A 24,230-nucleotide genomic window follows, 5' to 3' on the forward strand; every position below is an offset into this window, starting at 1 on the left:
ATCAGAAGATTCCCGGATTGTTACTAACATCATCTTTCGCCTGCTCTTCAATCTTGAGGCGTACTTCCGCATCCAGCTTGATATTCAGATTGATTGTGATGGGTTCAGCCGGCGCCTCGACCTTAACTGTTGGTGTGCAGGAAACTGCGACGAACAAAACCACTGTCACGATCGGAATCGCGAGAAGAGAATGCTTATCCACAGATATTCCTTCACTCATTATATCGGTCACCGACGGTAGCACGGAGCGCTTTTTCCGACAAGAGATAGCCATCCAGAATGGCATTAAATATCTTGTCCAGGCTTGTCGTCAGATTTATGTTGAGGACCACGGGGCGATTATTTTCAACATCAGGATTACTGCCTGCGGCGTGCAGCTTAACCGTATCTTCGCCGCTTTCCGTCTTTGTAATCTGAATCGAAAGCTCCGAGTAGCGGAAATTCTCCAATATATCGAGAAGTAACTCCGCCTGCTCTCCCCCGCCGCCAAGGGCCTGACGCGCCGCGTCCGACGTCATTTTCAGGACCCCCGGCCCGTCCGCCGCCAGCGATCCGTCCTCAACGAGCAAGCGCGCGCCGCCAAAAACCAGCGGTATTTTTCCACTGACGCGGCCGGTCGCAATGAGCTCCTCGACATTGCTGAGCGCCATAACTTCCTCTAGATCAAGGCGGGTCACTTGAACCTCCACACGGTTGATTTTAGCCCCCGTATCTATGAGCGCCTCTTCAATAATGGCCGCACCGCCCACCAGCCCAACGGTTAGCCGATCAATATATAGAACCGGAGAGCCGTTCTTGGTCTCGACGCGAAACCGCAAAAAAGGCTTCTCCAGGGAAATGCCCGCCGTAGCGCTCCGCGCTGTCAGTTCCTGGGGTGATGAAACAGTGATTGGGTTCAACTCACTAACATGAACCTTTCCAGTGAGGCCCGAAATACTGCTCCCCGCCGCCTTGATCGAAAGATCGTCAAGACTGATATCCGCAGAAGACTTCATCCCTTTTGCAGACCAGCTTGCCTCGCCGATCGGCACAATGCTGCCCTCTACTTTCATTTCGGTATCGACAGCGATAAGATCAGAGGGTTGCAGGCCGTCTTCCGAAAAGGAGAGCGGATTAACGGTAACTTGTACCGCTCCGGCACCGCCCGATAAAGAATGATGACCACCCAGATGGAGGTACTTCCCCAGAAAATCTGAGGCCAGCGCCAGCGAGAAAACAATTTGTCCGCCTCTTAAGCTCGCATCTCCCGTCACGGTTTGAGCCTCCTTGAAAAGCGCGCCTTCTTTCGGGTTTACCTTCAGATGGGATATCACAAAACCCCCGCTTTCCCCGGGACTGAGGTTCTCAAGTGAGGTCTCAAACCCCGCCCTAATATCCGAAATGGCCATATTCTGGGCATCCAGCCGAACATTTCCAGCGCGCCCTGTAATATCTCCCTCAAATAGAGCGCCCTCTTCCTTCTGCCCGCCAATTACTTTGAAATTGAGCCCCTCTGCGACCAGCGTCTTGTCCTGCCAACGGCCATCTCTCAGCTCAGCCTCCAGCGATGAAAAGACAAGTTTACCCGCTGCATCACGGGTTATTTCGCCAGCTCCCGCCACAGTCCCGGTAAGGCTATTTCCAACTTCCTTTAAATGAGATGATAGCCCGGCAAGTGACGCTCCGTCCTTTCCGATTTGGGTGTTCGGTATCTGGAAGGATAGCTTCCCTTCACCGGACTCAATCCCATACGCCGCGGATACATCAACTTTGAAATTCTCCGCTCTATTGCCCACCTCTCCTTGAAGCGATAGGTCCTGTAATGACAACATCCCACCGGCGAGCGTAAAATAAAAAGGAAAAAAATCGGGTATTGAACCAGTATCTCTCATCACTCCGCTCAGTGTTTTTAGATCAAGCTTTTTGGTAAGATTTTGAACATCCAGCTCGCCGAAAAGGTCACTGACGACCAGCGTCTTACCAGAAAATTCACCCGACACTTCAGACTTATGTAATGTCACTCGGGCATTTTGCGCATTGTCTTGCAGATCATATTTCCCCCGAAATCCAACAGGCAGCCGATCCGAGACAAGATGCCCATCGGCGACCGCCATCGCCATCTCCTCAACGACAAAATCCCCCTCATAAGTGATGGCGGATCCCGCAATGTCAGCAGTTGCCACAAATTTTACCGTTGCATCAATGGCCGGGAATCTTTCCGCGTAACGTGTTAAATCCACAGGCTGCAGCCCATCACGCCGGAATATTAAGGCTTCCAGCGTAAGCTGAACCTTGCCAGATGCGGAGGCGATGTCATAATTTCCTGTCAACTCCATCAGAGACGGGCCGTCCGTTGTTTTCACCGCCATTTGTAGAGTAGATACGCCCGCCGCCAGCTCTCCTTGCCCCGTGAGCATGAGCGGCGCCCAATCCGGCTTGGGTCCGGCATGGCGTATGATCCCACCATTGAGCACCAGCGCCGCTGATTGCATCCCCAAATCCGCGCGCAGAGAGAGCGTCATATCTTCCAGAATGATCGGACCTGAGGTTGTTTTGACCTGAGCCTTTACCATGGCCTTGACCATTAGCCTCTGATCGGCAGACAAGGCGCCCGAAAAATCCGCATGAAACGACCGCTTTTCGTTTTTCGAGAAAGCTTTTCCCGCTTTTAGGGAGATTTCCGGAATCTGGCGGGTTTGCACGGCATCTTCACCGCCACCCTCCTCATTAACAAGGCTGACTATTTGCCTTATTGCACCATCTTCCGGGTTGGAAAAATCGATAAGAAGTTCGTCGATTTCCGCCTTATCGATCTCTCCCCGCAGGAGGGAAAGAGGCGTATAATGCACAGCAACATCACGCAGTATAATCTGATCAGAGAGCGATAATTCTTCAATAGTGACGTGATCGAGAGTAACCACCTCAACGGTCAAGGTGACATCGTCAAACCCGTAATAATCAAGAGCAAGTTCGCCAACATATTCAAGCACGGTGGAGCGCAGGAGAATCAGGGAGACAAGCAAGGCAACGAGCAAAAAAAACCCGCCCCAAATAAGCTTTCGAAGATTGCCTGATTTAGCGCCTGCCGCCATCGACCCTTCCTGCATGTCTTTATGTCAGTTACATGGACATACCAATAAGGCAAGCCTAGAGCATGACTAAAGGGGTGAGAAAGTTATATTTCTTTCTCACGCTCCTATAATTTTACGCTCGGGCGCTCGGGCGGCTGGTTACGCGCACCCACCAGCTATTTATGTTTGCCTGCTCCTCAGCGGGACGGACGCCAACCGCTTTTCCCATCAGGATCGCGCACTGCGCCGTAATATCAGCGATACTGTAGGCATCTGTCGCGATATACTCACGCCCGTCTAAAGACGTCTCAAGCCAGTCTAGACTTCGGGTCGCCTGTTTTTGGCAAACCGGCACGTAATCCGGGATCTGTTCGCGAATACCCTTCCACATGGGATGGCCATGAGAAAAGGCGCTTACAAGTGGGATCAGCAACTCCAATTCCATACGCCGGTTCCACATCTCGATTTGCGCCCGCTCCAAAGGGGTGTTTCCCATTAGCGGCGGTTCAGGATGCATCCCTTCCAGATAGAGGCAGATCGCATGGCTTTCCGAGATCGTTGTTCCATCATCCAATTCAAGCACCGGCATACGTCCAAGAATATTTTTCTCTAAATACTCTGATGTTTTGTTATAGCCCGTGGAAAGGTCGATTTCCTCTTTCGGGATATCCAACCCCTTTTCCGCGATAAAAATCCGGACCCGGCGGGCATTTGGCGATGCGGGTAGATCGTAAAGCTTCACAATGCTCTCCTCTTTGTTTTTATATCCGTGAGATTACGGCTGGCTCGATGCAAATTCGCTTTTCGGATCTCCGGCAATACGCGAATGATACATAACCCGCGGCTGGTTCATATCCCACGGGGTGGCTTGATGCAGGAGGCAGCGATTGTCCCAAATCACCACATCCCCTGGCTCCCAGTGATGATGATAAATGCGAGGTGCCTGACAAGTGAAATCGACCAGTTCTTCCAACAGCGTTTCAGACTCCTCCTCACTCAGGCCCGGAATACCATACGCATGACGTCCGATGGTCAGGCAAGGACGACCGGTCTCCGGATGCGTTTTTACGAGAGGACGAAGCGGCGGCTCCAGATTGTGAAGGCCGTAACCATTGTATTCACTATCTTTCTTCTTCTGGATGAAACCCATTTTCTGCTGACTATAATGGAGCGAGTGATATGCTTTCAGGTTTTGAATGCGGTCCCGCGTTGCTTGATCAAGCGCCCCATAAGCTGCGGTGAGATCGGCCCAACCTGTCTCCCCTCCCTCTGACGGAACGACATGGGCACTGAATACCGCGCCCTTGGCCTGCACCGGCATATATGTGCTGTCCTGATGCCATCCCATATTTCCCTTGAGGATCTTGACCATATCATTCTCATCAGACTTGACCAAATTTCCGGCGGCATCAACATTGCTGATGGCCGTGAGATCAAACTCCATATCGCCGAAGCGGCGGGCAAACTCTACCTGTTCTTCCGTGGTTAAATGCTGCGCCGGAAATATCAGCAGTGAATACTGCAGCCAGTTGGCATAAAGATCGGAAAAATCACCCTCGCTCAAGGATTTCAGATCAAGGCCTGTAACAACGGCGCCGAACGTTGCATCGACAGGTTTTACGGTAAAATTCATGATATTAACCCTCCCTGAAAAATAGGGCGGCGGGAGTTTTTGATTTCTCTTGCTTGATTCCGCCGCCATCAATATTCCTACCATAAAGGCTTGCGATGTCAGCGTCTACAGAGTGAATAACAGCTGACATGCAAGGAACTCGAAATTATCTCCACCGTTATGCTATGATGGCCGCAGCGTTCACGCGAAAAATAAAAACCAGACCCATAATAAAGGATGAGTGACGTGAATCCGGCAAAGAACCAATCAGCAGACATACTACAACTAATCAGGAATTTTGCCGACGATCATATCCGGCCACGGCGTGCGGAATTAATTGTCTCCGACGTATTTCCAGAGGATCTTTGGCAGGCTTTTGCTGCCTCCGGTCTCGCGGGCCTCTCCCTACCCGAAGATCACGGAAGCCTTGGCGCGAACTATAAGCTTCTGTCTGCTGCCGCACGTGTAATCAGCCGGACCGGCGGCGTTCCGGGTGTAACCATGGTCTTCATGGCCCATTGGCTCATGTCCAAACTGCATATCGCGACAGACGCTCCTTCCTCGCTGCAGCGGCATTTGATACCATCACTCACCGCCGGGAAAACGACGCTCTCTGTCGCGATTTCCGAACCCGGCGCCGGTGCCCATCCGAAGCATTTAAAAACAACGGCACGACGGGACGGTAATGATTTCGTTCTAAACGGAGAGAAGGCCTTTCTGACGAACGGGCCACTCGCCGATCAGTTTATCGTCCTTGCGATAACCAGTGAAACAGATGGCAGGAAAGCCTTCAGCGCCATTCTCGTGCCCGCCGATAGCCCCGGATTTCACCGGACGGAAGGCGTTAAGATAGATTTCCTGCACCCCTGTCCCCACGGTGGCATCGCGCTTGAGGACTGCCGCGTTCCGGTAGCAAACCTGCTTGGTGAGGAGGGGGACGCCTTTACTAAAACCTCTATGCGAATGCGGGCGATCGAGGATGCCGCCGGGGCCGCCGGTCAGGTCGGATCGATGTATTGCCTTCTGTCGGATATTGCCGAGACGGCAGGCAACGATCTCGCTATGGAAATCGGAGCAATCGCGACAAGGCTGCAAGCACTGGATGTTATTGCTGAGCATCTTGCATCAATGGCGGACGCCGCAGGGAATGATCTTCAGCCTCTGTTGGAGTTACAGCTCGGATTTCATCAGCAATGCCAGAACTGTTCCGAAGCGTTTGGCGCCCTGCTTGAAAAGCTGCCCGATTCAGACAGTCCTCATATCAATTATCTGTTCCGCGATATATCAAAATCACTCTCTATCGCCAAAAATGCCCATGTCGCCCGTCTTGCAAAAATCGGCACGACGGTCCTCCATCATGCGAGAAGCCGATAACCCGCTAATATTAGCCTTTTGCGCCGTGATTACGGGAGTATGGGGATCGCTCCGCCGGTTGCCAGTCTACGGGCAAACCTTCGGAAGCCCTGAATATCTCAACTTTCAGCGGATAGCAGGCCGCCTCATCGCTGGAATGACCGGAACTGCAATCCCCGCCGGGGCAAGTCGAGAGCCCGCCTAAAAGATCAATCTCCGCGAAAATTTCCAGATAGTCGCCAGGTCGGACAGGACTCGCTTTCATGAAATACTGATGCGTATCTTTGGTGAAACCCGTGCACATAAATACATTCAGGACGTCATGCACAAAGGGCTCCGCCGCATCGTATGAAATATTCCGCGACGTCGCGAAGGCGCGAATAAGATTGGAATGACAGCAGTAATGATATTCCTCACTGCCCAGCATGACATTGGTATAGGGATCACAGCGCGTTCCGATGACATCATGGATGCCCCCGCCATCCTCATCCCAGCCATACCAGTCAAGCGTGTCATGAGTGATCGTCGCCATGGGCCGCATATAGGGCAGGTTGCTCCAGAGCCGGTCTCCAACGCTGACATGGGTACCATGAAGCGCCCGTGTCTTGCCGCTGAAAAACCGTTCGTTCACGTCATGTGCGTTCCAGAGGTTAAGGTCACCAACCTGAGGGCCTTCGATACTGACAATACGGAAGAAATGCCCAGCCGGCACCTGAAAGCATTTCGCATCTCGCGGGGCGACAATAACTTCATCGATCTGCTCCAGATGTGCCCGTGCGTCAGAATAAATATCTGCGTTTGGCAGCGGGAGCGTATCAACGGGATAAACAATCACCGGCTTGATGGCTCTGCGGCTCTTTGCATCTTCAGGGGGATTGTTTTGCGGGCTGCATTTCATCGAACGGCTCCTTCGTTAAGGACAGCCGATCCTACGATGCTCTGACAAGGCGAGCAAGCGAGGAGCCGGAAATTTAATTACCAGCCACCTCCGCCGCCTCCACCTCCGCCACCGCCGGAAGACCCGCCGCCTGACGAGCCGCTGGAACTGCCGGGTGCGGTCGCCGCGGAGGAAATAGCGCTCGTAAATCCACGTCCGAGAGAGGTGGAAAATTCGCCCAGATTTGTCGGATTAAAATGCCGTCCGTGATACCAGGTCGGGCGATAGCCGGTCATCTGCGCAGGAGCTTCATGTGCATTTGCAAAGCTGTTCGAGAATTGCTCGGCCCAGGCATTTTCAACATCCAGCGCCACGGCAAAGGGCAGGAACTTTTCAAACAGCTCCGGTGTCCGTTCCGGCGGATTGAAAAAATTCATCCGATCTTTTTCGGTAACACTCAGGAAATCGGCAAAGCCCGCAAACCTGTCCAACATCTTCCGGCCCAGCAAAGTCGGCGCCTTCAACAAATGATAAAAGACAAGATTTACTATCTGTATCAGCAGAAAAACGATCGCAGCTGCAGGTGAGGTTGCCTCGACCAAAAACATCAGGCCCATAGCTTCCCCGCCGAGAAACGGAATTGCCATGACAGACAAAATTATGGCGCCAATACCGGAAAGAGGATTTTTTCCGCTTAAAAATTCCCGCCATGCCCGATAACCTCGGCGCAAAATAAAATAGACCCCTGCAGCCCAGCCGGCGAGCCAAAACGAAATAAAAGCGGCAGCACTCGGCTCCCTTGCCCCGATAATCATCAATATGATGACAAGAATTGAAAGCCCTGCACCCGGCAGGAAATAATGCCGGTTATCATTGAAGTAGGTTTTTTCATACTCGGTCCGCAACCATTCTTTCAGGCTATTACGAGCAGCTTGTATGATCGCCCGGTTCTTCTGCTTGAGCTCAAGTTCATTATCTTCGAAATTGAAAAACTTTCTGGCAACCGCTCTTTCCCCCATAGAGAGCGGCACCTTCTTTGCGATCCTTTTCACGGTATATGTCCCCGAAGAATCCTCATGAATTGTCACGTAGCCCTTCACCGCCATGCTCAATATGGCCGCTGAAAAAACCTTGTTATCAAAGCCCATGTTCCGGATATATCGCATCGCCGCAGGAGAATATCCATCGGGGGGCTCGAAAAAGGGAATAATCGTTCCAGCCGCCGGATCCCGTCCGACACGCCACCAGACAAATAGATAATAGGCAACGATAACCAGCAAGCCAATGATACCAATGAAGAGGATTTTATTGTCAGACAGCAGATAGCCCAGCTTCTCCGTATTCGTGGGCTTCGTAACAAAACCGCTCGGCCAGGAAACGGCAATGGTCAATCCTTCCTGGGGACGAAGCGGCTTCGTCGTATAGAATTCAATGCCATCGACAAAATCGCGAGTTCCATAGGCTTTGCCCTGATCCCCCTGATATCCGGTATAGGCGATATAATCCTGTACAGAGGCACCTTCCGGCAGATGCACGCGGGCACTCGCCCTTTCGATCGCAAAGGCCCAACCATTTCCAGTCACATTCCAGTAAAGCTCGTCAATTCCATCAAAGTACCCAATCTGGCGCGTCGTTCGATAAGTAATCATGTAGCTATGCTCACCATGTGGAATGATGACATCCTTATCCCCGATATAAACGCGCACACCGTTGGATTGTCGCTCGGTGTGAAATGGTTCCGCTTGCCCGTCGCGGGTGACTTCCTCGACCTCGAAGCCAACCCGATACTGGTTTCCTTGGGTATCTTTGTAGTCCGTCGGAAAATCGCGGTAAATTCCGCGCCTGATCTGGTTCCCCTCGCTTACGACGGTAATCCGCTCCTGCACTGTCAGGGTTGCATCGCTATGAACCCAGAGATTGCTTTGGAAATTCCGAATGAGTTCTTCTGCATGGGATAAGGTCGGAGAAATAGCTCCAATCAGAAAGAACAGCCCGAACAGAGCCGCGAGGGGAAATTTTGGCGTTCGGGCTGTAAAAGTCACCGGATCAGGGATGCACCGATTAGTCGAACTTAACATCGACCGGCTTGCGAGCTGCCTCTTCATCCTCGGCCAGCTCGAAAAATTCGGCTTTGAGGAAGTTAAAGGCGTTGGCAACGAGATTGCTGGGAAACTGATCAATCTTGATATTGTTGTCCCGCACCATCCCGTTATAGTAACGCCGGGCGGACTGTATCTTGTCCTCTACCTCCGATAGCTGATCCTGAAGACTCTGGAAGTTTTCATTAGCCTTGAGCTCGGGATAATCCTCCGCAAGGGCGAACAGGGATTTCAAAACGCCCGACAGCATATTTTCAGCTTCCGCCTGCTCCGCCGGAGACCCATCATTGGCCATAGCCTCGTTTCTCGCCCGTGTTACGGCCTCGAACGTGCCCGCCTCATGCTTGGCATAACCTTTTACGGTCTCGACCAGGTTGGGAATGAGATTATATCGAAGCTTCATCTGGACTTCGATCCCGCTCCATGCCTCGTTGGTTTTCTCACGCAGAGTGACAAATCCATTGTAAGTCACAATGACATATAGAATGACGGCGGCAATCAGGCCAAAGACAATCAGTAAGGAAATCATGTCGCGTTACTCCCACGGCAGGCACATTTCATTCATGGATATGCGCGCTGCTGCAAGTTTACGGCCTAAATCGTTAACGTCAAATATAGATATCCTTGAGGTTGTAATTTTTGAGGAGTTTTTCGCGATTCTCCTCGTTCCAGCGATTTTCCTCAATTTCACCTGACAACGGCTGATAATCATACCTTGGTTCATCCGGAAACCGCTGCTGGCGCGCATCAATGCCAAGTGCGATGATCCGGCTGCGCGTATGAATACGCTCTGCATCATATGTTTCCATTCGCCCATCCAACTGACTTGTCGAAATATCGAGGACACGATGACGCGGGAAAAATCCGGCATTTATGGTCACGCGTCGATCCGGTGAGGAGTTCGCAAAAGATCCATGCACCATCTGCCGGTTAACGACAAAAACCTCGCCTGCCTTACAGACAAGCGGCACAGCTTCATTCAGCCGCTCCGATCTGCTTTCGTTTACAAGGGCAGGAATATCCGCTTTCCCACCCTTATGGCTGCCCGGCAGAACCCAGACACAGTTGGCGGGTGTGCTTGGGTAAAGCTGGGTCATGAAATTAAAGCCATGCGCATCTCCGTCCCAGTCCGGCGCATCCCAATGGGTCGTGCCGTCCTGATGCCAGGCAACAGAGGGCCCAAGGCCCGGCTCCTTGATGAAAACCACTTCGTTATAGGGAACAAAATCGGGGCCGCTAATAGCCTCCGCCACGGCAAGCAAGCCCGGATGACCATAGAGGCGCAGACAGGAATCCATCAGGTGCAAATTGCCCGTCAAAAGTTCGATGGTCCAACTCGGCGCATCTTCGCCCGGTGTCGGATTGAGCATCTTGACTGGATGACGCCCCTTGTTCTTTGTAGTTCCCCCAAGCGGATCGCTGAGCGGCTTGGCAAAGCGGTAGGGATAACGTACAAATTCTGGACCTAACGCCGGTCGACCCGCCGCGTCCAGTTCTGCCTCCGGCTCGACCGGCGCTCGCGACAGGAAGTGTTCGACATCTTCACGGAGCTCATGCAGTTCAGGGGCATCCACGACATTCTCAAAAACGTAAAAACCATGCTCCCGGTAGGCATCGAGGATTTCCTTGTCCAACTTGCCATCCGGGTCCAACTTGATCGGACCGCGATTCCCGAGCGCATAGGCGCGCGCCTCGCCCTCCCGGGTATATGTCTCCATTAAATGCGCATGATCAGCGACGGTGATATAGTCTGCGGGCTGTGTATTATTCATTATTTTCCCCTTTTTGTAATCTGACTGGCGCTCCTGCCCGGCTAAGCAGACCCGTTTCTTATCGAGTTTAAAAAACAGGTCATCAGAATGGTTGTTATTTCCGGGCAGGATTATGCCTTACCAGGATAGTTCTCGCCATTCATCATCCGTGCCCATGACCGCCTTTTCCGCATCATAGGAATAGAGCCAGCGCTGACCGACCGGGAAGCCGTCCTGATCTTCCTGCTGATGACGCGCGAAACGGGCGTTCCGGCGCGAAACCTCTTCCGGGTCGGTCATATGGAACAGATGTTCCGCCGCGCGCGATTGCAGGAGGACCCGATTGGCGCGGTCGAGGCGAAGTCTCTCGTACTTTTTAAGTGCCGCAGAAATATTACCTTCCGCCATCTCCAGGGATCGGCCCAGCACCCAGGCATCCTCAATACTCTGCCCTGCGCCTTGTGCGTGATACGGCATCATCGCATGGGCCGCGTCCCCCATCAGAGCAACCCGGCTCGTGACCCAACTCTCCAGCGGTTCACGATCGATCATATTGGTCATGAAGAGGCTTTCCGTGCCCGCGATCAACTCACGTATCTGCTCGTTCCAGCCATCATACTCATTAAGGGCAGCATCGCGAGAGCCAGTCTGTGACCAGGATTCCTTCGCATTGTCATTGTAGGGGCCAATCCCGACCCAGTTAAAAAGATCGCCGCCACAGACATAATAGAGTACCGCAGACCGATGCGGCCCCATCCAGACATAGGAATTCTGTTCGAAGCCGAGATTCCGTGCGACATCAACCGGCACCAGTCCGCGCCAGGCGACACAGCCCGAGGGGCGGGGTTTTTCGGGCGCGAAGAATTTCTCCCGCACCATGGAATGAAGCCCGTCAGATCCGATCAGGACATCTCCCTTTTCGACCGTTCCGTCACTTAAGTGAACTTCGACCCAGTCGTCATTTTCTTTAACATCGACGACCTTGCAGTTCAGCCGGATGTTTTTCGGATCCATCGCCTTCACCATAATATCGAGCAAGTCCGCCCGATGTACATGGTAATAGGGTGCGCCAAAGAATTCTTCGACCTTCGGCATTAATGGTGTCTTGAGGTAAACTTCCCCTGTTTTATAATCTTTGAACAGGTGGGCCGAGGGCGGCACGCCGATGCGCGCCAGTTCGTCCTTAAGACCCAGATATTCAAGAACCCTAATGCTGTTCGGGCTTTGCTGAAGGCCCGCGCCAACTTCGGAAAGTTCCGATGCCTGCTCCAGCACCAAATGGGAAATTCCAGCCCTCTGTAAAGTGAGCGACAATGCCGCGCCTGCGATCCCACAGCCAATCAAAATAACATGCATGTTATTCTCCCTCCGGATTTTCTCCGTGTTATTCTTGAAAATGCAAGAGCTTAAGGGTTGCAGACTTAAGCACAAACGACAAGAAAAAAGCCATCCCCCATCTCCATTCACTATTTTATTTATTGTCTCCGTATTTTGCCGGAAATTCGCATCAGGAGTTTCTAATTTGATAGAGATTTGCACATCATTGAGAGGTGGGCAAATTAAAAGGCCGCAAACCCTAAAAGGATTTGCGGCCCCGGAGTGACCCTCCGCCTTGGCGGGGGCAATCAATGCTCTGAGTTAGGACGCAGGAAGCAATACCTTGTCAATCACGTGAATGACGCCATTTGACTGTTCGACATCCGCAATCGTGACATGGGCGACATTGCCCTGGCCGTCTTTGAGCATGATGGTATCACCCTTATACATGGCGGTATAAACACATCCGCCCACTGTCTTGACGGGGTGGGCACCGCTATCGTCATCCACCATCCCCTTAATCGGGCCGGAGAGGGCTTTCGCCGCGACCACATGGCAGGTCAGAATTTTAGTAAGCTTGTCCTTGTTCTCCGGCTTCAAAAGCATTTCAACCGTGCCTTCGGGCAGCGCCGCGAAAGCTGCGTCCGTAGGCGCAAAAACGGTAAAGGGACCTTCACCCTGAAGTGTTTCGACAAGACCGGCGGCCTTTACGGCCGCAACCAGCGTTTCATGGTCCTTGGAGTTTGAGGCATTCTCAACGATGTTCTTGCTCTCATACATAGGTGCTCCGCCAACCATTGGATTATCGGCAGAAGCGGCACAGCCCGTGATAGCGACAGGCAGGGCAAGCGTGGCGGCGAGTAGCATACTTTGAAGTCTCATTCCTATTCTCCTTGTTGAATGCACGGCTCTTCAATGAACCGTTACAGGGAGCAACGAGAGACTTGCTGAAATAGTTTCAGTATTCGGAAAAAAATTTAAATTTCTATCGCCTTGCCGGCTGCAAGTACCGGCCCGGTTGCCTTTCCGGTCGGCGATCCGCCTTCGGGCTCATCACTGATTGCGATAATCGCCTCGGAGAACTTATCACGCAAAGCTTCAGGCACAGTAACTTCACCACGGTCGCCTGTCGGCACCAGGCCGAGGGAGACGGGGTCATTGCCGCCCTCGATCAACCAAAGCTCGAAAGATCGCCCGGCGGCAGGGGCGCCCTTGACCCGACTAACCTTCAGAATACCGCTCCGCGCATCATAGAGAGTGACCAGTTCCACTTCATCGCTTTCGCCGGAAAGCTCGGCAACGAAGACTGGCGCGACAATAGGCCCTGATCCACCCGGTCCGGCTATGATGCCGCTATAAAGTCCGGCAAGGATGACGAGCGCAACAAGTGAAATTGCGCTCAAACCACGCCAGAAACCAACGCTGCCCCACCAGCCAGAAGTTGGTGCGGATGACCTGGCACCCGATGCAAAAATTTCAGCTTCTATGCCGGAAAACACACGAGATGGCGGGGAAACCGGTGCGAACTCATCTTCGAGTTCCGCAAAATGCCCCTCCCAGAACTGAACGCGAGCCCGCAACGACGCCTCACTGGAAAGGCGTGCCGCAAAGGCTACCCGTTCCGCATGTGGCAGGACACCCAGCACATACTCGGCGGCGAGTATGTCGTCAGGCTCCTTTATGTCGTCCTCAGTTGTCATCTTTCGAGACACTCTTTCAGTTTCAACAGGCCACGGCGCAGCCATGTCCGTATTGTGTTCAATGGAATATTCTGTTGCTCTGCCAGTTCCTGATAGCTGTAACCCTCAAGATAGGCACCACGTATTGCTGCAGCCCGCGTGTCCGGCAACTCGTTCAAGCAGCGATCAATTCCGCGCCGGTCGGAGGAGGCTATTGCCTCTTTTTCCGGATCTGCCGCCTCATCTGATAAATCCGTCATTTCATCAATATCAACCGCGGCAGGCTTGCTTGCTCTTATTTTGTCAATTGAGTGATTGCGTGCAATGGCAATCAACCAGGACATCGGACTGAAATCACTCGGCGCATATTTCGACGCATCCCGCCATATCTTGACGTAAATCTCTTGCAAAGCATCTTCCGCTTCCGCCCGATTATTTAAGATACGAAGGCAGACCGCAAAAAGTTTCGAGCTTGTGGCGGAATAAAGATCAGTAAAGGCTTCCCGGTTCCCGAGCGCAACACGGCTGATCAATAATGAAATATCATTTGCGGTCACGGGTACACGCTATCCTGAAGTGCTTTACTTCTCATCCCACGACAGTAGGGAAGGTCCCTCAAATTGTCACTCGTTTTTCAAAGAAACCCTTTTCACGATTGCGGCGGATGTAGGAACTCTCTTTATCCTTTTTTTTAGATCACATCTTTATTTCCCGTTCACCCTTGCCGCAAGATCAGTAAAGTATAGCGGTCGGGCAGAATATTGCTCTGGCGCTAAATTATTCAAGGTGGACAAGATGGACGACAGCGAAATAAGCACTCACGATGCAGAAGAGGATATTCGAAACCGGGACATCATGATCTATGTGAATGGTGAAATTGTTCCTCGGGCAGAAGCGAAGATATCGGTCTATGATTCCGGCTTCATGCTGGGCGACGGGATGTGGGAAGGAATGCGCCTTTACCAAGGCAAATGGGCATTCTTCGATGAACATATGGACAGGTTGTTCGACAGCTGCAAAGCGGTTTCGTTGAATATCGGTATGGACCGGCAAGGCGTTCTCGACGCCCTCACCCAGACGGCTGAAGCCAACGGAATGACCCATGACGTTCATTGCCGCCTGATGATCACACGCGGCGTTAAATCCAAGCCGTTTCAGCACCCTAACCTTTCAAAATCCGGCCCGACAATCGTGATCATTATGGAGCATTCAAAACCTGCAGCGCATCTTCAAGCCAAGGGCATTTCACTTGCAACCGTGCCGCAAGTGCGCGGCCTGCCTATGTCGCAGGATGCAAAATATAACTCACATTCCAAGCTGAACTGCGTCATCGCCTGCCTGCAAGCAGAGCAGGCCGGGGCGGACGAAGGCCTGATGCTGGACCCGCATGGTTTCGTCAATACCACAAACGCCTGCAACTTCTTCATCGTCCGAAAGGGGGAGGTCTGGACTTCTACCGGCGACTATTGCATGAACGGCGTGACCCGTCAGAAGGTTATAGACCTTTGCAAAGCGAACAATATTCCGGTTTTTCAGAAGAACTATTCTCTTGTCGAGGCATATGGCGCCGAAGAGGCATTCCTGACCGGCACGTTCGGCGCCCAGACACCTGTCGCGCGGATTGATGGAAAAAAGATCGGACCTCACGACGGCACCGGGCCCATGACCGCCCGACTTCAAAGCCTTTATCGGGAGCTTGTCGCCCAGAACACGCAACCATAATTCCGGCAATAAAAAACCCGGCTCGAAAGCCGGGCTTTTCACCTCCCACTACGCGGTATTAATAACTGATCGCGCTGACTTTTTGCCACTTGTCGCCAACAACCTGATAAAGGCTGGCACTATTACGCGCGTCCGGACCTAGATGATCCTCAGCCGAGAAGCTGTAGGGAGCGCCACCAAATATATTCTGATAGTCCTGAATGCTCTCAATAGCCTCAGCGACTTTCTCGGCGGTCAGATCCGGGCCAGCCTTTTCAAGTGCCATGATAAAAACATGCATTGCGTCATAACCGGCAATCGACTGCAAAACCGCGTCGTCACCGAAGCGCGCCTTATAGTCATCCATCCATGCCTTCACTTCTGGCGTTGCGTCCTCGTAATAAGGGATGGGGGATTGCCCCGTACCATATAGACCTTCTGTCAGGCCCTTCGCCAGCGTTACATTCTCAGGAACATAACCCGCTGAACTGACAACAAAGATCGGGTCGTAACCAATTTTCTTGGCTGTCGCCATGCTACCGATGGTCTCACCGATGATCGTGCCAAGGCAGACCAGTTCAACCCCTTCAGACTTTAGTTGGGCAACCTGTGACGAAAAGTCCTTGGACCCGCGCTTGAAGTTGGTTTTTACAACGTCCGTAAGACCCATGTCCTTGGCCTGATCTTCACAACCGTGAAGTACATTTTTACCAAAGTCATCGTCCTGGTACAGTACGCCGATTTTTTTGACACCCTTATTATCAACAAAATATTTCACGGCAGCCTGCATCTGGTCGCTATAGGGTGTAAAGCCGCCAAATTTAAGCTTATGGTATGGCAGGAACATCTCATTCGCGGCCGTAACCGGAAAAACATTCATGACCCCCATTTTAAGGGCGCGGGGCATGGTTACCATATTCGGCGGAGTTCCAAGAGCACCGACAAGCGCGAAAACCTTGTCCTTCTTGAGCAGCTTATCCCCGGCCTGGGCAGCCTTGTTCTGCTGATAAGCTGAATCTTCAACGATCAACTCGATCATCCGGCCATTGACACCGCCATTGGCATTAGTTTCCTCGACAGCCATCCGCATTCCGTTAGTCACTGGCACTCCCCAAAGAGCAACCGGACCGGACAGCGGTTGATGCGATCCAAGGACAATTTTATCGTCAGAAATTCCCTGATCGGCCAAGGCTGTTCCAGCCGATCCGATAAATACTGTTGCGATTGTCGCGACAGCCCCCAACGAGATATTCAAAAAGCTTCTACGTTTCATGGTTATTCTCCCAAATTATTCCCTGATAGCGACATTATACTCTATTATTCTAATTTATCGAAATTACTGCTCAAGCGTACATCGTATCGATCAACCCTTTGTATTTCTGGTTTACGAATGAGCGCTTCAGTTTCATGGTCGGCGTCAACTCATCATCCTCCGCCGTGAGAACCTCCTCAATTAACCTGAATTCCTTTACTGTCTCAACCTGCGCAAAATTCTTGTTCACCTTTTCAACTTCCTCGCGGATCAGGTCCAGCACCTCGCTGGTTTTGCAAAGGCTCTGAAAGTTCGTGAAAGGGACGTCGAGGTCTTGCGCGTATTTCTCTACATTCTCGTGATCGATCATAATCAGACAACTGAGGTATTTCCGCTTGTCACCGATGACAACCGCGTCCGAGATATAGGGACTGAATTTTAGTTGATTTTCGATTTCTGACGGTGTGATGTTCTTCCCCCCGGCCGTAATGATGATATCTTTCATTCGGTCGGTAATTTTCACAAATCCATTGTTATCCACATACCCGACATCACCGGTATGCAACCAGCCGTCCGTCACCGTTTCTGCGGTCTTTTCCGGCTGATTTAGATAACCAAGAAAGACATGTGGTCCTTTAAGGAGTATCTCTCCTTCATCGGAGATACGCACTTCCGTCTCTGGCGCCGCAACCCCCACCGTACCGAGCTTGTATTGATCAGGAAGATTGGTCGTCGCAACGCCGGTATTTTCCGTCTGCCCATAAACCTCATACATGCTGAGGCCCAGCGCCCAGTACCATTTGATGAGGTCAGGTGAAATCGGCGCGGCGCCGGAACCAAGGTAATGCGCGCGATCAAGTCCCAAAAGACGCTTCACGTTCTTGAGCACCAAATGGTCTGCCAGCCAGAAAGTAAGTTCTTCCAGTTTATTCGGTGTTTCTCCGTTCAGCTTCCGATCCGCTATTCTGTAGCCTGCCCCGATTGCCAGTTTATAGGCAAGCTGCTGCAGTCCTGTCGCTTCCTTCAGCTGCAATGTTATCGCCGAGTAAAATTTTTCCCAGATACGCGGCACGGCGAAGAATACGGTCGGCGAGACTTCCCGGATATTTTCCGGCACTGTGTCCGGCCCCTCAACGAAATTAATCACAGACCCCGCAAAGAGCGGCAGGAAGACGCTAAAGGAACGCTCGGCCACATGGCACAACGGAAGAAAGGAGAGCTGCTCGTCCTCGGGGCCGAAGTTAATGATCGGCGTCAGGTTGGATATCTGGAACATCAGGTTCCGGTGCGAGATCATTGCGCCCTTGGGCGGGCCCGTCGTGCCGGAAGTGTATATCAGAATTGCCAAATCATCGGGTTTGGAAAGAGCAATCTGCTCATCCCAAAAATCGGAGTGTTGCTTATGATAATCCTCTCCAATTTGATACAACTCATCAATGCTGATGACCATATCATCCTTGAAATCACGCAGCCCCTCCATATCGAGAACGATGATTTTTAGAAGATCAGGTAGTCGTTCGCGCACCTCCAGGATTTTATCAAGCTGCTCTTCATTCTCAGCAACGAAAATCCGCGTCCGGGAATCCAGACAGAGATACTCCACCTGTTTCGCGCTATCCGTCGTATAGACTCCGTTGCTGACCCCCCCGACACACAGGATGCCCATATCCATGTAGAGCCATTCGGGGTTATTGTCGCTCAATATCGAGACTGTCTCGCCTCGCTTAAGGCCGAGCGCCACCAGGCCCAGCCCGCAAGCGCGCGCTTTTTCGCCATACTCGGACCACGTAACTGTTTGCCAGATGCCGAAATCCTTTTCACGCATCGCAATTTTCTTGTCATGTTGCTTAACGCGCTTCCAGAAAAGCTGGCAGGTTGTCGTCGTGCCATCAATGACCGTTGGCGGGTAACTCATTGCGTTCATATTTCCCTCCAGCTTCAGACTTTCCTATCGCCAGGTTTTACGTTTTTTCCAACGGCGTTTACCGCGAACGCCGTGATCCTGAATGCCAAGATAGAACTCCCGAATATCCTCTTTTTGCAGAAGATTTTCAGTCGTATCCTCCATCATGATACGACCCACTTCGAGGACATAGCCGAAATCCGCCGTATGTAGCGCGATGTTGGCGTTCTGCTCGACCAGCAGCATCGTCATGCCCTGCTCCACATTCAGCCGTTTGATGATCGTGAAAATTTCCTTCACCAACCGCGGGCTCAGGCCAAGGCTCGGTTCATCGAGCAGCATCAGCTTGGGCCGTGCCATTAGTGCCCGGCTGATCGAGAGCATCTGCTGTTCACCGCCTGAAAGCTGCCCCGCCGGCTGTTCCGCCCGTTCTTTTAAAATCGGGAAATAGCTGTGAACCAACTCAACATCCTGAGCAATCGCGTCCCGATCTTTTCGAATGTATGCCCCCATCATCAGATTGTCATGAACCGATAGAAACGGGAATACTTCCCGCCCTTCTGGAACATGGCTGATCCCCTGGCGCATCACCCAGTCGGGATCGCGTTTCTGGATTTCCTTCCCGTCGAACTCCACAATACCTTTTTGCGGGTCCATAATACCGCTGACGGTTTTGAGTATCGTGGTTTTTCCGGCACCGTTTGCCCCCAGAACCGTTGCAATCTGCCCTTCTCGCACGTCAATCGAAATGCCGCGAATGGCCATGATCGGGCCGTAGTATGTTTCAATATTGCGGACTTTCAGGATCGCATCACTCATTTTACTCTCCCAGATAGGCCTTGATGACTTCCGGATCGTTCTGCACCTCTTGAGGAGAGCCGAAGGCCAACATCCGTCCGTAGTTCAGCACCAGAACCTGATCAGAAACTTCCGACACCAAGCCCATGTCATGCTCGACCATCAGCACCGTAATCCCGAGATCCTTTTTGATATCGTCGATCCAGAACGACATATCCTGGGTTTCCTCGACATTGAGGCCGGAAGAAGGTTCATCAAGCAATATCAGTTTCGGCTCGGTACAAAGCGCGCGACCAAGCTCGACCACCTTACGCACACCATAGGGCAGGTTCGTGATCAAACTTTCCCGGTAATGCTGCAAGTCAAGGAAATCGATAACCTCTTCCACCTTTTCTCGATGCGCAAACTCGGCTCTTCGAACCGAGGGCGTGAAAGCCAGTTCGGAGAATAAACCGGTCCTTGAATGGCAATGACGCCCGACCAGCAAATTTTGCAATACCGTCGCATGCTCAAACAGTTCAATGTTCTGAAAAGTTCGCGCAATACCGAGGCTCGCAATAGCGTGAGGCGGTACTTTTGTTATATCCTGGCCGTCGAACGTCATCTTGCCTTCGGTCGAGTCATATATCCGGCTGATAAGGTTAAAGATCGTTGTCTTACCGGCGCCGTTCGGGCCGATAATGGTAAAACATTCGCCCTTGTTAATCTCAAAATTGACTCCGTCGACCGCCTTAACGCCGCCGAAATTAATCGCCAGATTTTCCGCTTTGAAAAAACTCATTTCAATCGTTCCGACTTCATATAGGCTTTCTGGCGCTTGAAGGTGGCCTTCTTGTAGACAGGAAACATCTGGAAATAATGCTTTATCTTCAACCAGCGACCATAAATGCCATAGGGTTCAAAAATAATGACCAGCACCAGGATCAAGCCGAAAATAAAAGGCTCCATTCCCGGTGTCTCGGCGATAGCTGTTGGCAGATAGTCCTTCAGAATGGCCAGCCCTTGCGGCAGGGCCAGCACGAATATCGCGCCAAATATTGCCCCATGAAGTGACCCGATGCCGCCAACGACAACCAGCACCAGCAGCTCCAGAGACTGGAACACCGTAAAACTTTCCGGGGAGAGGAACCCCAGCTTATGTGCAAACAAGGCCCCGGCAAGGCCCGTGATCCCGGCACTTAGCGCAAAAGCAGTGGTTTTCACCCGCGCCAGATTGACGCCCATGCTTTGCGCGGAAACCTCTGAATCGCGGATGGCCATCATTGCCCGCCCCGTTGGAGACCGCAGAAGGTTGATCGATATCAATATAACAAGGACCAGCAAGCCGAGGCTCAGAAAATAAAAAGGCGCGCCGTCCGTAAGTTCCGTATCCCCGACATAGAGAGATTCCACCAATAGGCCCGTGTAGCCGTTGGTCACACTCTCCCAGCGAGAGAGGATCTCTTCAATTACCAAGGCAAAGGCAAATGTCGCAATGGCCAGGTAAATTCCTGTCAGGCGCAGAACCGGGATGCCAATTACCACACCCGCCAGCGCGGCGAAAATGGCCGCAAGGGGCATGGAAATGACGAAGGGAAAGATTACCGGTTCTTCCATAAACGGCAGCGGAACCCCATTGCTTGTGAGCACAGCCTCCGTATAGGCGCCGATACCGAAAAACGCCGCATGCCCAAGACTGACCAAGCCGGTATAACCCGCAAGGAGCATCAAACCGACGCCCGCCATAGCGATAATAAAAAGCTGTGTCATCTGGCCTATGTAATAGCCTTCCAGAAAGTAAGGCGCGGCAATCACAATCAGCAGTAACAACCCATAAGACCAATAGTATCCTGAATGTTTCGCAATCCGGATATCCTGATTATAATCTGTTTTAAAAAGAAACCGCATGACTACACTCTCTTTCCGGTCTTCTGACCGAACAGCCCTTGCGGCCGGACAACCAACACAACGAGCAGCACAATATATGCGGCCACGTTCTTGAAGCCAGGCGGCAGATAGAACCCCGCGAGCGTTTCAATAATGCCGATGATCACGCCCCCAACGACGGCGCCCGGAATGGAGCCAAAGCCGCCAAGCACAGCGGCCGGAAAGGCCTTCAACCCGATAAAGCCCATACTGGTGTCAATCAGGGTGGTCGGCGCAAGTAGGATGCCAGCCGCTGCGGCCACCGCCGCGCTTATGCCCCAAATCATCGAAAAGACGGCCTTGACCGGTATCCCCATATAATAGGCGGCAAGCTGGTTCTGCGAAGATGCCTGCATCGCAATACCGAGCCGCGTATGGGTGAAAAAGGCATACAGGATGGCGCAGAGAAGGACGGTCGCGATAATCACGGACAGATCCGTTTGCGATATAACGAGAGAGCCGATCGATTCTGGAACCAGGCTCATCCCCTCGCTCGAAAATGGTGTGGAAATCGCGTAGGTTTCCGTCCCCCAGCCGGGAATCATCCCTGCCCCGCTTCGCGCCATATACCCAAATCCGATGGTCACCATGACAATTGAAAATTGCGGCTGTCCCAGTACCGGACGAAGAAATATCCGGTCCACAAAGTTCCCGATGACGAACATGCAGAAAATTGAGGCGGCGGCACCCACCCAATAGTTCCACCCGAGAATGGAAATAAAGGTATAGGCGAGAAAAGCGCCAAGCATCATCAACTCGCCTTGCGCAAAGTTGACGACCTCCGTCGCCTTATAAATCAATACGAAACCGAGGGCGACAAGGGCATAGATACACCCGATAGACACGCCACCGATAACCAACTGAAAAAATTCAAACAGGATAGCCTCCCACTATTGTCCGATTTTTTTTAGTTATTTTTCACACCATATTACTTAAGCGGACGAATACGATGGTCGCGAAAGTATAAGCAAGCGTTTTACCCAGCGTCAATAAAACATTTCAATAAACGCAGTATTTTTTTGTTCGCATTTGCAATATAATTTATTTTATTAATAAAAAATCAATAAAAAAATTAATTATATGCTTTTTACTATTATAATTACATTGTAACTATATTTTATTACTTATTAAACATCAATTTAATGCGCGCGAGATTGGCAAATCCCTTGCCTATGATGCCGCCCACCCAAACATTAGGAAACGTGCATGTTGCGCCGCATGCCAACAACGATAATATCGTCATATATTTCATCTACGGAATGAGTTGGATTTGTTTCATCAACATGGTTATCGTCAGGTTGCCTTTTTACAGTTTTAGTTTTCTCAAACGCTGGGCGATCAGGGCCGAGCAACAATAAATCGGGAGTGAAAAATGAACCAGAACCCACAAGGAGACTCACGCACAACAGACGGATTAGGGCAACTTTATAATTCTATCGTCGACACCATTGGCAATACGCCCTGCATCCGTGTCAACCGCCTTGGGCCTGAAGGTATTGAGTTATACGTGAAGGCAGAATTCTTTAATCCGGCGGCGTCCGTTAAGGACCGGCTTGCAATTTCGATTATCGAGCAGGCGGAAAAGCGTGGAGACTTGAAACCCGGCCAAACCGTTATCGAGGCCACCAGCGGCAATACGGGCATCGGCCTTGCCATGGTGTGCGCGGCCAAGGGGTACCCCCTCGTCGTTACGATGGCGGACAGCTTTTCGATCGAGCGCCGGAAGCTAATGCGCTTTCTTGGCGCAAAAGTAGTTCTCACGCCGCGAGCCGCAAAGGGCTTCGGCATGTATCAAAAGGCAAAAGAGCTGGCTGAGGCAAACGGCTGGTTCCTCGCGCGTCAGTTTGAAACGACCGATAATGCGTTGATCCATGAAAATACGACGGGGCGGGAAATCCTCGCCGATTTCAAGGGGCATCGTCTTGATTATTGGGTGAGCGGGTATGGAACGGGCGGCACAATGACTGGCGTATCCCGTGTCCTCAAGAAAGAACGGCCAGAGACCAAGATTATTCTGACGGAACCCGCAAATGCCCAGCTTGTCGGAAGCGGGGTTGCGCAAGAACGCGATGCAAGCGGTTCCCCGAGTGAAGGGCATAAATCTTTCGAGCCCCACCCGATCCAGGGTTGGACCCCGGATTTTATCCCGCTTGTTCTTCAGGAGTCTCTGGATCAGGGGTATTATGACGAGCTTATTCCGATCGCAGGTCCGGAAGGAATTAAATGGTCACAGGAACTTGCCCAGAAGGAAGGAATTTTCACCGGTATATCGGGTGGATCAACCTTTGCTGTTGCCATGAAGGTTGCGGAAAAAGCGGCACTAGGATCAGTCATCCTCTGCATGCTGCCCGATACGGGAGAGCGCTATCTTTCTTCACCGCTGTTTGAAAATATCGTTGAAGATATGGCGGACGACGAAATCGCCCTTTCCCTCTCGACGCCAGGTTTTCATATGCCGACGGAGTAACGTGGACATTAAAATAAAGCAAAACTCATTTCGTTGATCACTTGATTTGTTCCCGGGTCACGAAGTGAGTTTTGCATTTACTGCAATTTACGCTGATCTTCCGACAAGCACGCATCCGCCAACGATCAGCACTGTTCCGATAATCCGCATCGGGGTGACATTCTCATTTAACAGCAAAATCCCGAACAGCATTGTGACCACAAAGCCGATGCCGACAAAGGGGTAGGCAACACTCAGATCTACTTTCGAGAGGACCCAGAGCCAAAGCACGACACTCAGTGCGTAGATAATTAACCCAAACCAGATGAAGGGCGAGAACAGAGCTGCCAAGGCAGATTCATAAATACCCGACTGCATTGCCGCCTGCATTTTCTGATCCGCGACGCCAAGCTTCAAGACAAGCTGCGCACATGCCGACGCAAAAACCGTCAGCAGGATCAGGCTGAGAACAAGGAATGACATTTTT

The 24,230-nt window shown here is 51.8% G+C and carries 22 protein-coding genes; 3 read left to right on the forward strand and 19 right to left on the reverse strand.

What is annotated here, in order from left to right:
* Window position 1: 1 nt before the first annotated feature.
* The 4 genes from P1U71_RS05245 to P1U71_RS05260 form a co-directional block, all read right to left on the reverse strand.
* On the reverse strand, window positions 2-220 hold the full coding sequence (locus P1U71_RS05245) for a YnbE family lipoprotein (RefSeq protein WP_301104503.1): 219 nt from the start codon (window positions 218-220) through the stop codon (window positions 2-4).
* Window positions 213-3,071 (reverse strand): YdbH domain-containing protein, encoded by a 2,859-nt coding sequence (locus P1U71_RS05250; protein ID WP_301104504.1) that lies wholly within the window; start codon window positions 3,069-3,071, stop codon window positions 213-215. Before P1U71_RS05250 ends, P1U71_RS05245 begins: the two co-directional genes overlap by 8 nt.
* A 112-nt stretch (window positions 3,072-3,183) precedes the next feature.
* Window positions 3,184-3,792: a glutathione S-transferase family protein gene (locus tag P1U71_RS05255; RefSeq protein WP_301104505.1), complete on the reverse strand. Its 609-nt coding sequence runs from the start codon at window positions 3,790-3,792 to the stop codon at window positions 3,184-3,186.
* 33 nt (window positions 3,793-3,825) lie between these two features.
* Window positions 3,826-4,683 (reverse strand): TauD/TfdA family dioxygenase, encoded by an 858-nt coding sequence (locus tag P1U71_RS05260; protein ID WP_301104506.1) that lies wholly within the window; start codon window positions 4,681-4,683, stop codon window positions 3,826-3,828.
* A gap of 216 nt (window positions 4,684-4,899) precedes the next feature.
* Here P1U71_RS05260 and P1U71_RS05265 point away from each other — a divergent pair, with 216 nt between their 5' ends.
* Complete coding sequence (locus P1U71_RS05265; protein ID WP_301104507.1) at window positions 4,900-6,036, forward strand: acyl-CoA dehydrogenase family protein; 1,137 nt, start codon at window positions 4,900-4,902, stop codon at window positions 6,034-6,036.
* 10 nt (window positions 6,037-6,046) lie between these two features.
* Here the strand turns inward: P1U71_RS05265 and P1U71_RS05270 are convergent, their stop codons facing one another.
* The 8 genes from P1U71_RS05270 to P1U71_RS05305 form a co-directional block, all read right to left on the reverse strand.
* Complete coding sequence (locus P1U71_RS05270) at window positions 6,047-6,913, reverse strand: DUF1989 domain-containing protein (RefSeq protein ID WP_301104508.1); 867 nt, start codon at window positions 6,911-6,913, stop codon at window positions 6,047-6,049.
* 77 nt (window positions 6,914-6,990) lie between these two features.
* Window positions 6,991-8,934 (reverse strand): DUF2207 domain-containing protein, encoded by a 1,944-nt coding sequence (locus P1U71_RS05275; RefSeq protein ID WP_301104509.1) that lies wholly within the window; start codon window positions 8,932-8,934, stop codon window positions 6,991-6,993.
* Window positions 8,935-8,953: 19 nt separating this feature from the next.
* A complete protein-coding gene (locus P1U71_RS05280) occupies window positions 8,954-9,520 on the reverse strand; it encodes a LemA family protein (RefSeq protein ID WP_301104510.1) in 567 nt (188 codons plus the stop codon).
* 79 nt (window positions 9,521-9,599) lie between these two features.
* On the reverse strand, window positions 9,600-10,763 hold the full coding sequence (locus tag P1U71_RS05285) for a phytanoyl-CoA dioxygenase family protein (protein ID WP_301104511.1): 1,164 nt from the start codon (window positions 10,761-10,763) through the stop codon (window positions 9,600-9,602).
* 117 nt (window positions 10,764-10,880) lie between these two features.
* On the reverse strand, window positions 10,881-12,098 hold the full coding sequence (locus P1U71_RS05290; RefSeq protein WP_301104512.1) for an FAD-dependent monooxygenase: 1,218 nt from the start codon (window positions 12,096-12,098) through the stop codon (window positions 10,881-10,883).
* A gap of 282 nt (window positions 12,099-12,380) precedes the next feature.
* On the reverse strand, window positions 12,381-12,941 hold the full coding sequence (locus P1U71_RS05295; RefSeq protein ID WP_301104513.1) for a fasciclin domain-containing protein: 561 nt from the start codon (window positions 12,939-12,941) through the stop codon (window positions 12,381-12,383).
* 95 nt (window positions 12,942-13,036) lie between these two features.
* Window positions 13,037-13,759: an anti-sigma factor gene (locus P1U71_RS05300; RefSeq protein WP_301104514.1), complete on the reverse strand. Its 723-nt coding sequence runs from the start codon at window positions 13,757-13,759 to the stop codon at window positions 13,037-13,039.
* A complete protein-coding gene (locus tag P1U71_RS05305; RefSeq protein WP_301104515.1) occupies window positions 13,756-14,295 on the reverse strand; it encodes a sigma-70 family RNA polymerase sigma factor in 540 nt (179 codons plus the stop codon). The genes P1U71_RS05300 and P1U71_RS05305 overlap by 4 nt, the downstream gene beginning before the upstream one ends.
* A gap of 238 nt (window positions 14,296-14,533) precedes the next feature.
* Here P1U71_RS05305 and P1U71_RS05310 point away from each other — a divergent pair, with 238 nt between their 5' ends.
* Window positions 14,534-15,460: an aminotransferase class IV gene (locus tag P1U71_RS05310; RefSeq protein ID WP_301104516.1), complete on the forward strand. Its 927-nt coding sequence runs from the start codon at window positions 14,534-14,536 to the stop codon at window positions 15,458-15,460.
* Window positions 15,461-15,518: 58 nt separating this feature from the next.
* Here the strand turns inward: P1U71_RS05310 and P1U71_RS05315 are convergent, their stop codons facing one another.
* The 6 genes from P1U71_RS05315 to P1U71_RS05340 form a co-directional block, all read right to left on the reverse strand.
* On the reverse strand, window positions 15,519-16,712 hold the full coding sequence (locus tag P1U71_RS05315; RefSeq protein WP_301104517.1) for an ABC transporter substrate-binding protein: 1,194 nt from the start codon (window positions 16,710-16,712) through the stop codon (window positions 15,519-15,521).
* A 70-nt stretch (window positions 16,713-16,782) separates the two neighbouring features.
* Window positions 16,783-18,615: a long-chain fatty acid--CoA ligase gene (locus tag P1U71_RS05320; protein WP_301104518.1), complete on the reverse strand. Its 1,833-nt coding sequence runs from the start codon at window positions 18,613-18,615 to the stop codon at window positions 16,783-16,785.
* Between the two features lie 24 nt (window positions 18,616-18,639).
* Window positions 18,640-19,413: an ABC transporter ATP-binding protein gene (locus P1U71_RS05325; RefSeq protein WP_301104519.1), complete on the reverse strand. Its 774-nt coding sequence runs from the start codon at window positions 19,411-19,413 to the stop codon at window positions 18,640-18,642.
* Between the two features lies 1 nt (window position 19,414).
* Window positions 19,415-20,173: an ABC transporter ATP-binding protein gene (locus P1U71_RS05330; protein ID WP_301104520.1), complete on the reverse strand. Its 759-nt coding sequence runs from the start codon at window positions 20,171-20,173 to the stop codon at window positions 19,415-19,417.
* Window positions 20,170-21,279, reverse strand: a complete 1,110-nt coding sequence (locus P1U71_RS05335) for a branched-chain amino acid ABC transporter permease (protein ID WP_301104521.1) — start codon at window positions 21,277-21,279, stop codon at window positions 20,170-20,172. Before P1U71_RS05335 ends, P1U71_RS05330 begins: the two co-directional genes overlap by 4 nt.
* A 2-nt stretch (window positions 21,280-21,281) precedes the next feature.
* Window positions 21,282-22,175, reverse strand: a complete 894-nt coding sequence (locus P1U71_RS05340) for a branched-chain amino acid ABC transporter permease (protein WP_367281131.1) — start codon at window positions 22,173-22,175, stop codon at window positions 21,282-21,284.
* Window positions 22,176-22,669: 494 nt separating this feature from the next.
* Here P1U71_RS05340 and P1U71_RS05345 point away from each other — a divergent pair, with 494 nt between their 5' ends.
* On the forward strand, window positions 22,670-23,764 hold the full coding sequence (locus P1U71_RS05345; RefSeq protein ID WP_301104523.1) for a PLP-dependent cysteine synthase family protein: 1,095 nt from the start codon (window positions 22,670-22,672) through the stop codon (window positions 23,762-23,764).
* Window positions 23,765-23,851: 87 nt separating this feature from the next.
* Here the strand turns inward: P1U71_RS05345 and P1U71_RS05350 are convergent, their stop codons facing one another.
* Window positions 23,852-24,226, reverse strand: coding sequence for a multidrug efflux SMR transporter (locus P1U71_RS05350; RefSeq protein ID WP_301104524.1), 375 nt, complete (start codon window positions 24,224-24,226; stop codon window positions 23,852-23,854).
* Window positions 24,227-24,230 lie beyond the last annotated feature (4 nt).

It is taken from the genome of Sneathiella sp. (assembly GCF_029233945.1).
Taxonomy (GTDB): domain Bacteria; phylum Pseudomonadota; class Alphaproteobacteria; order Sneathiellales; family Sneathiellaceae; genus Sneathiella.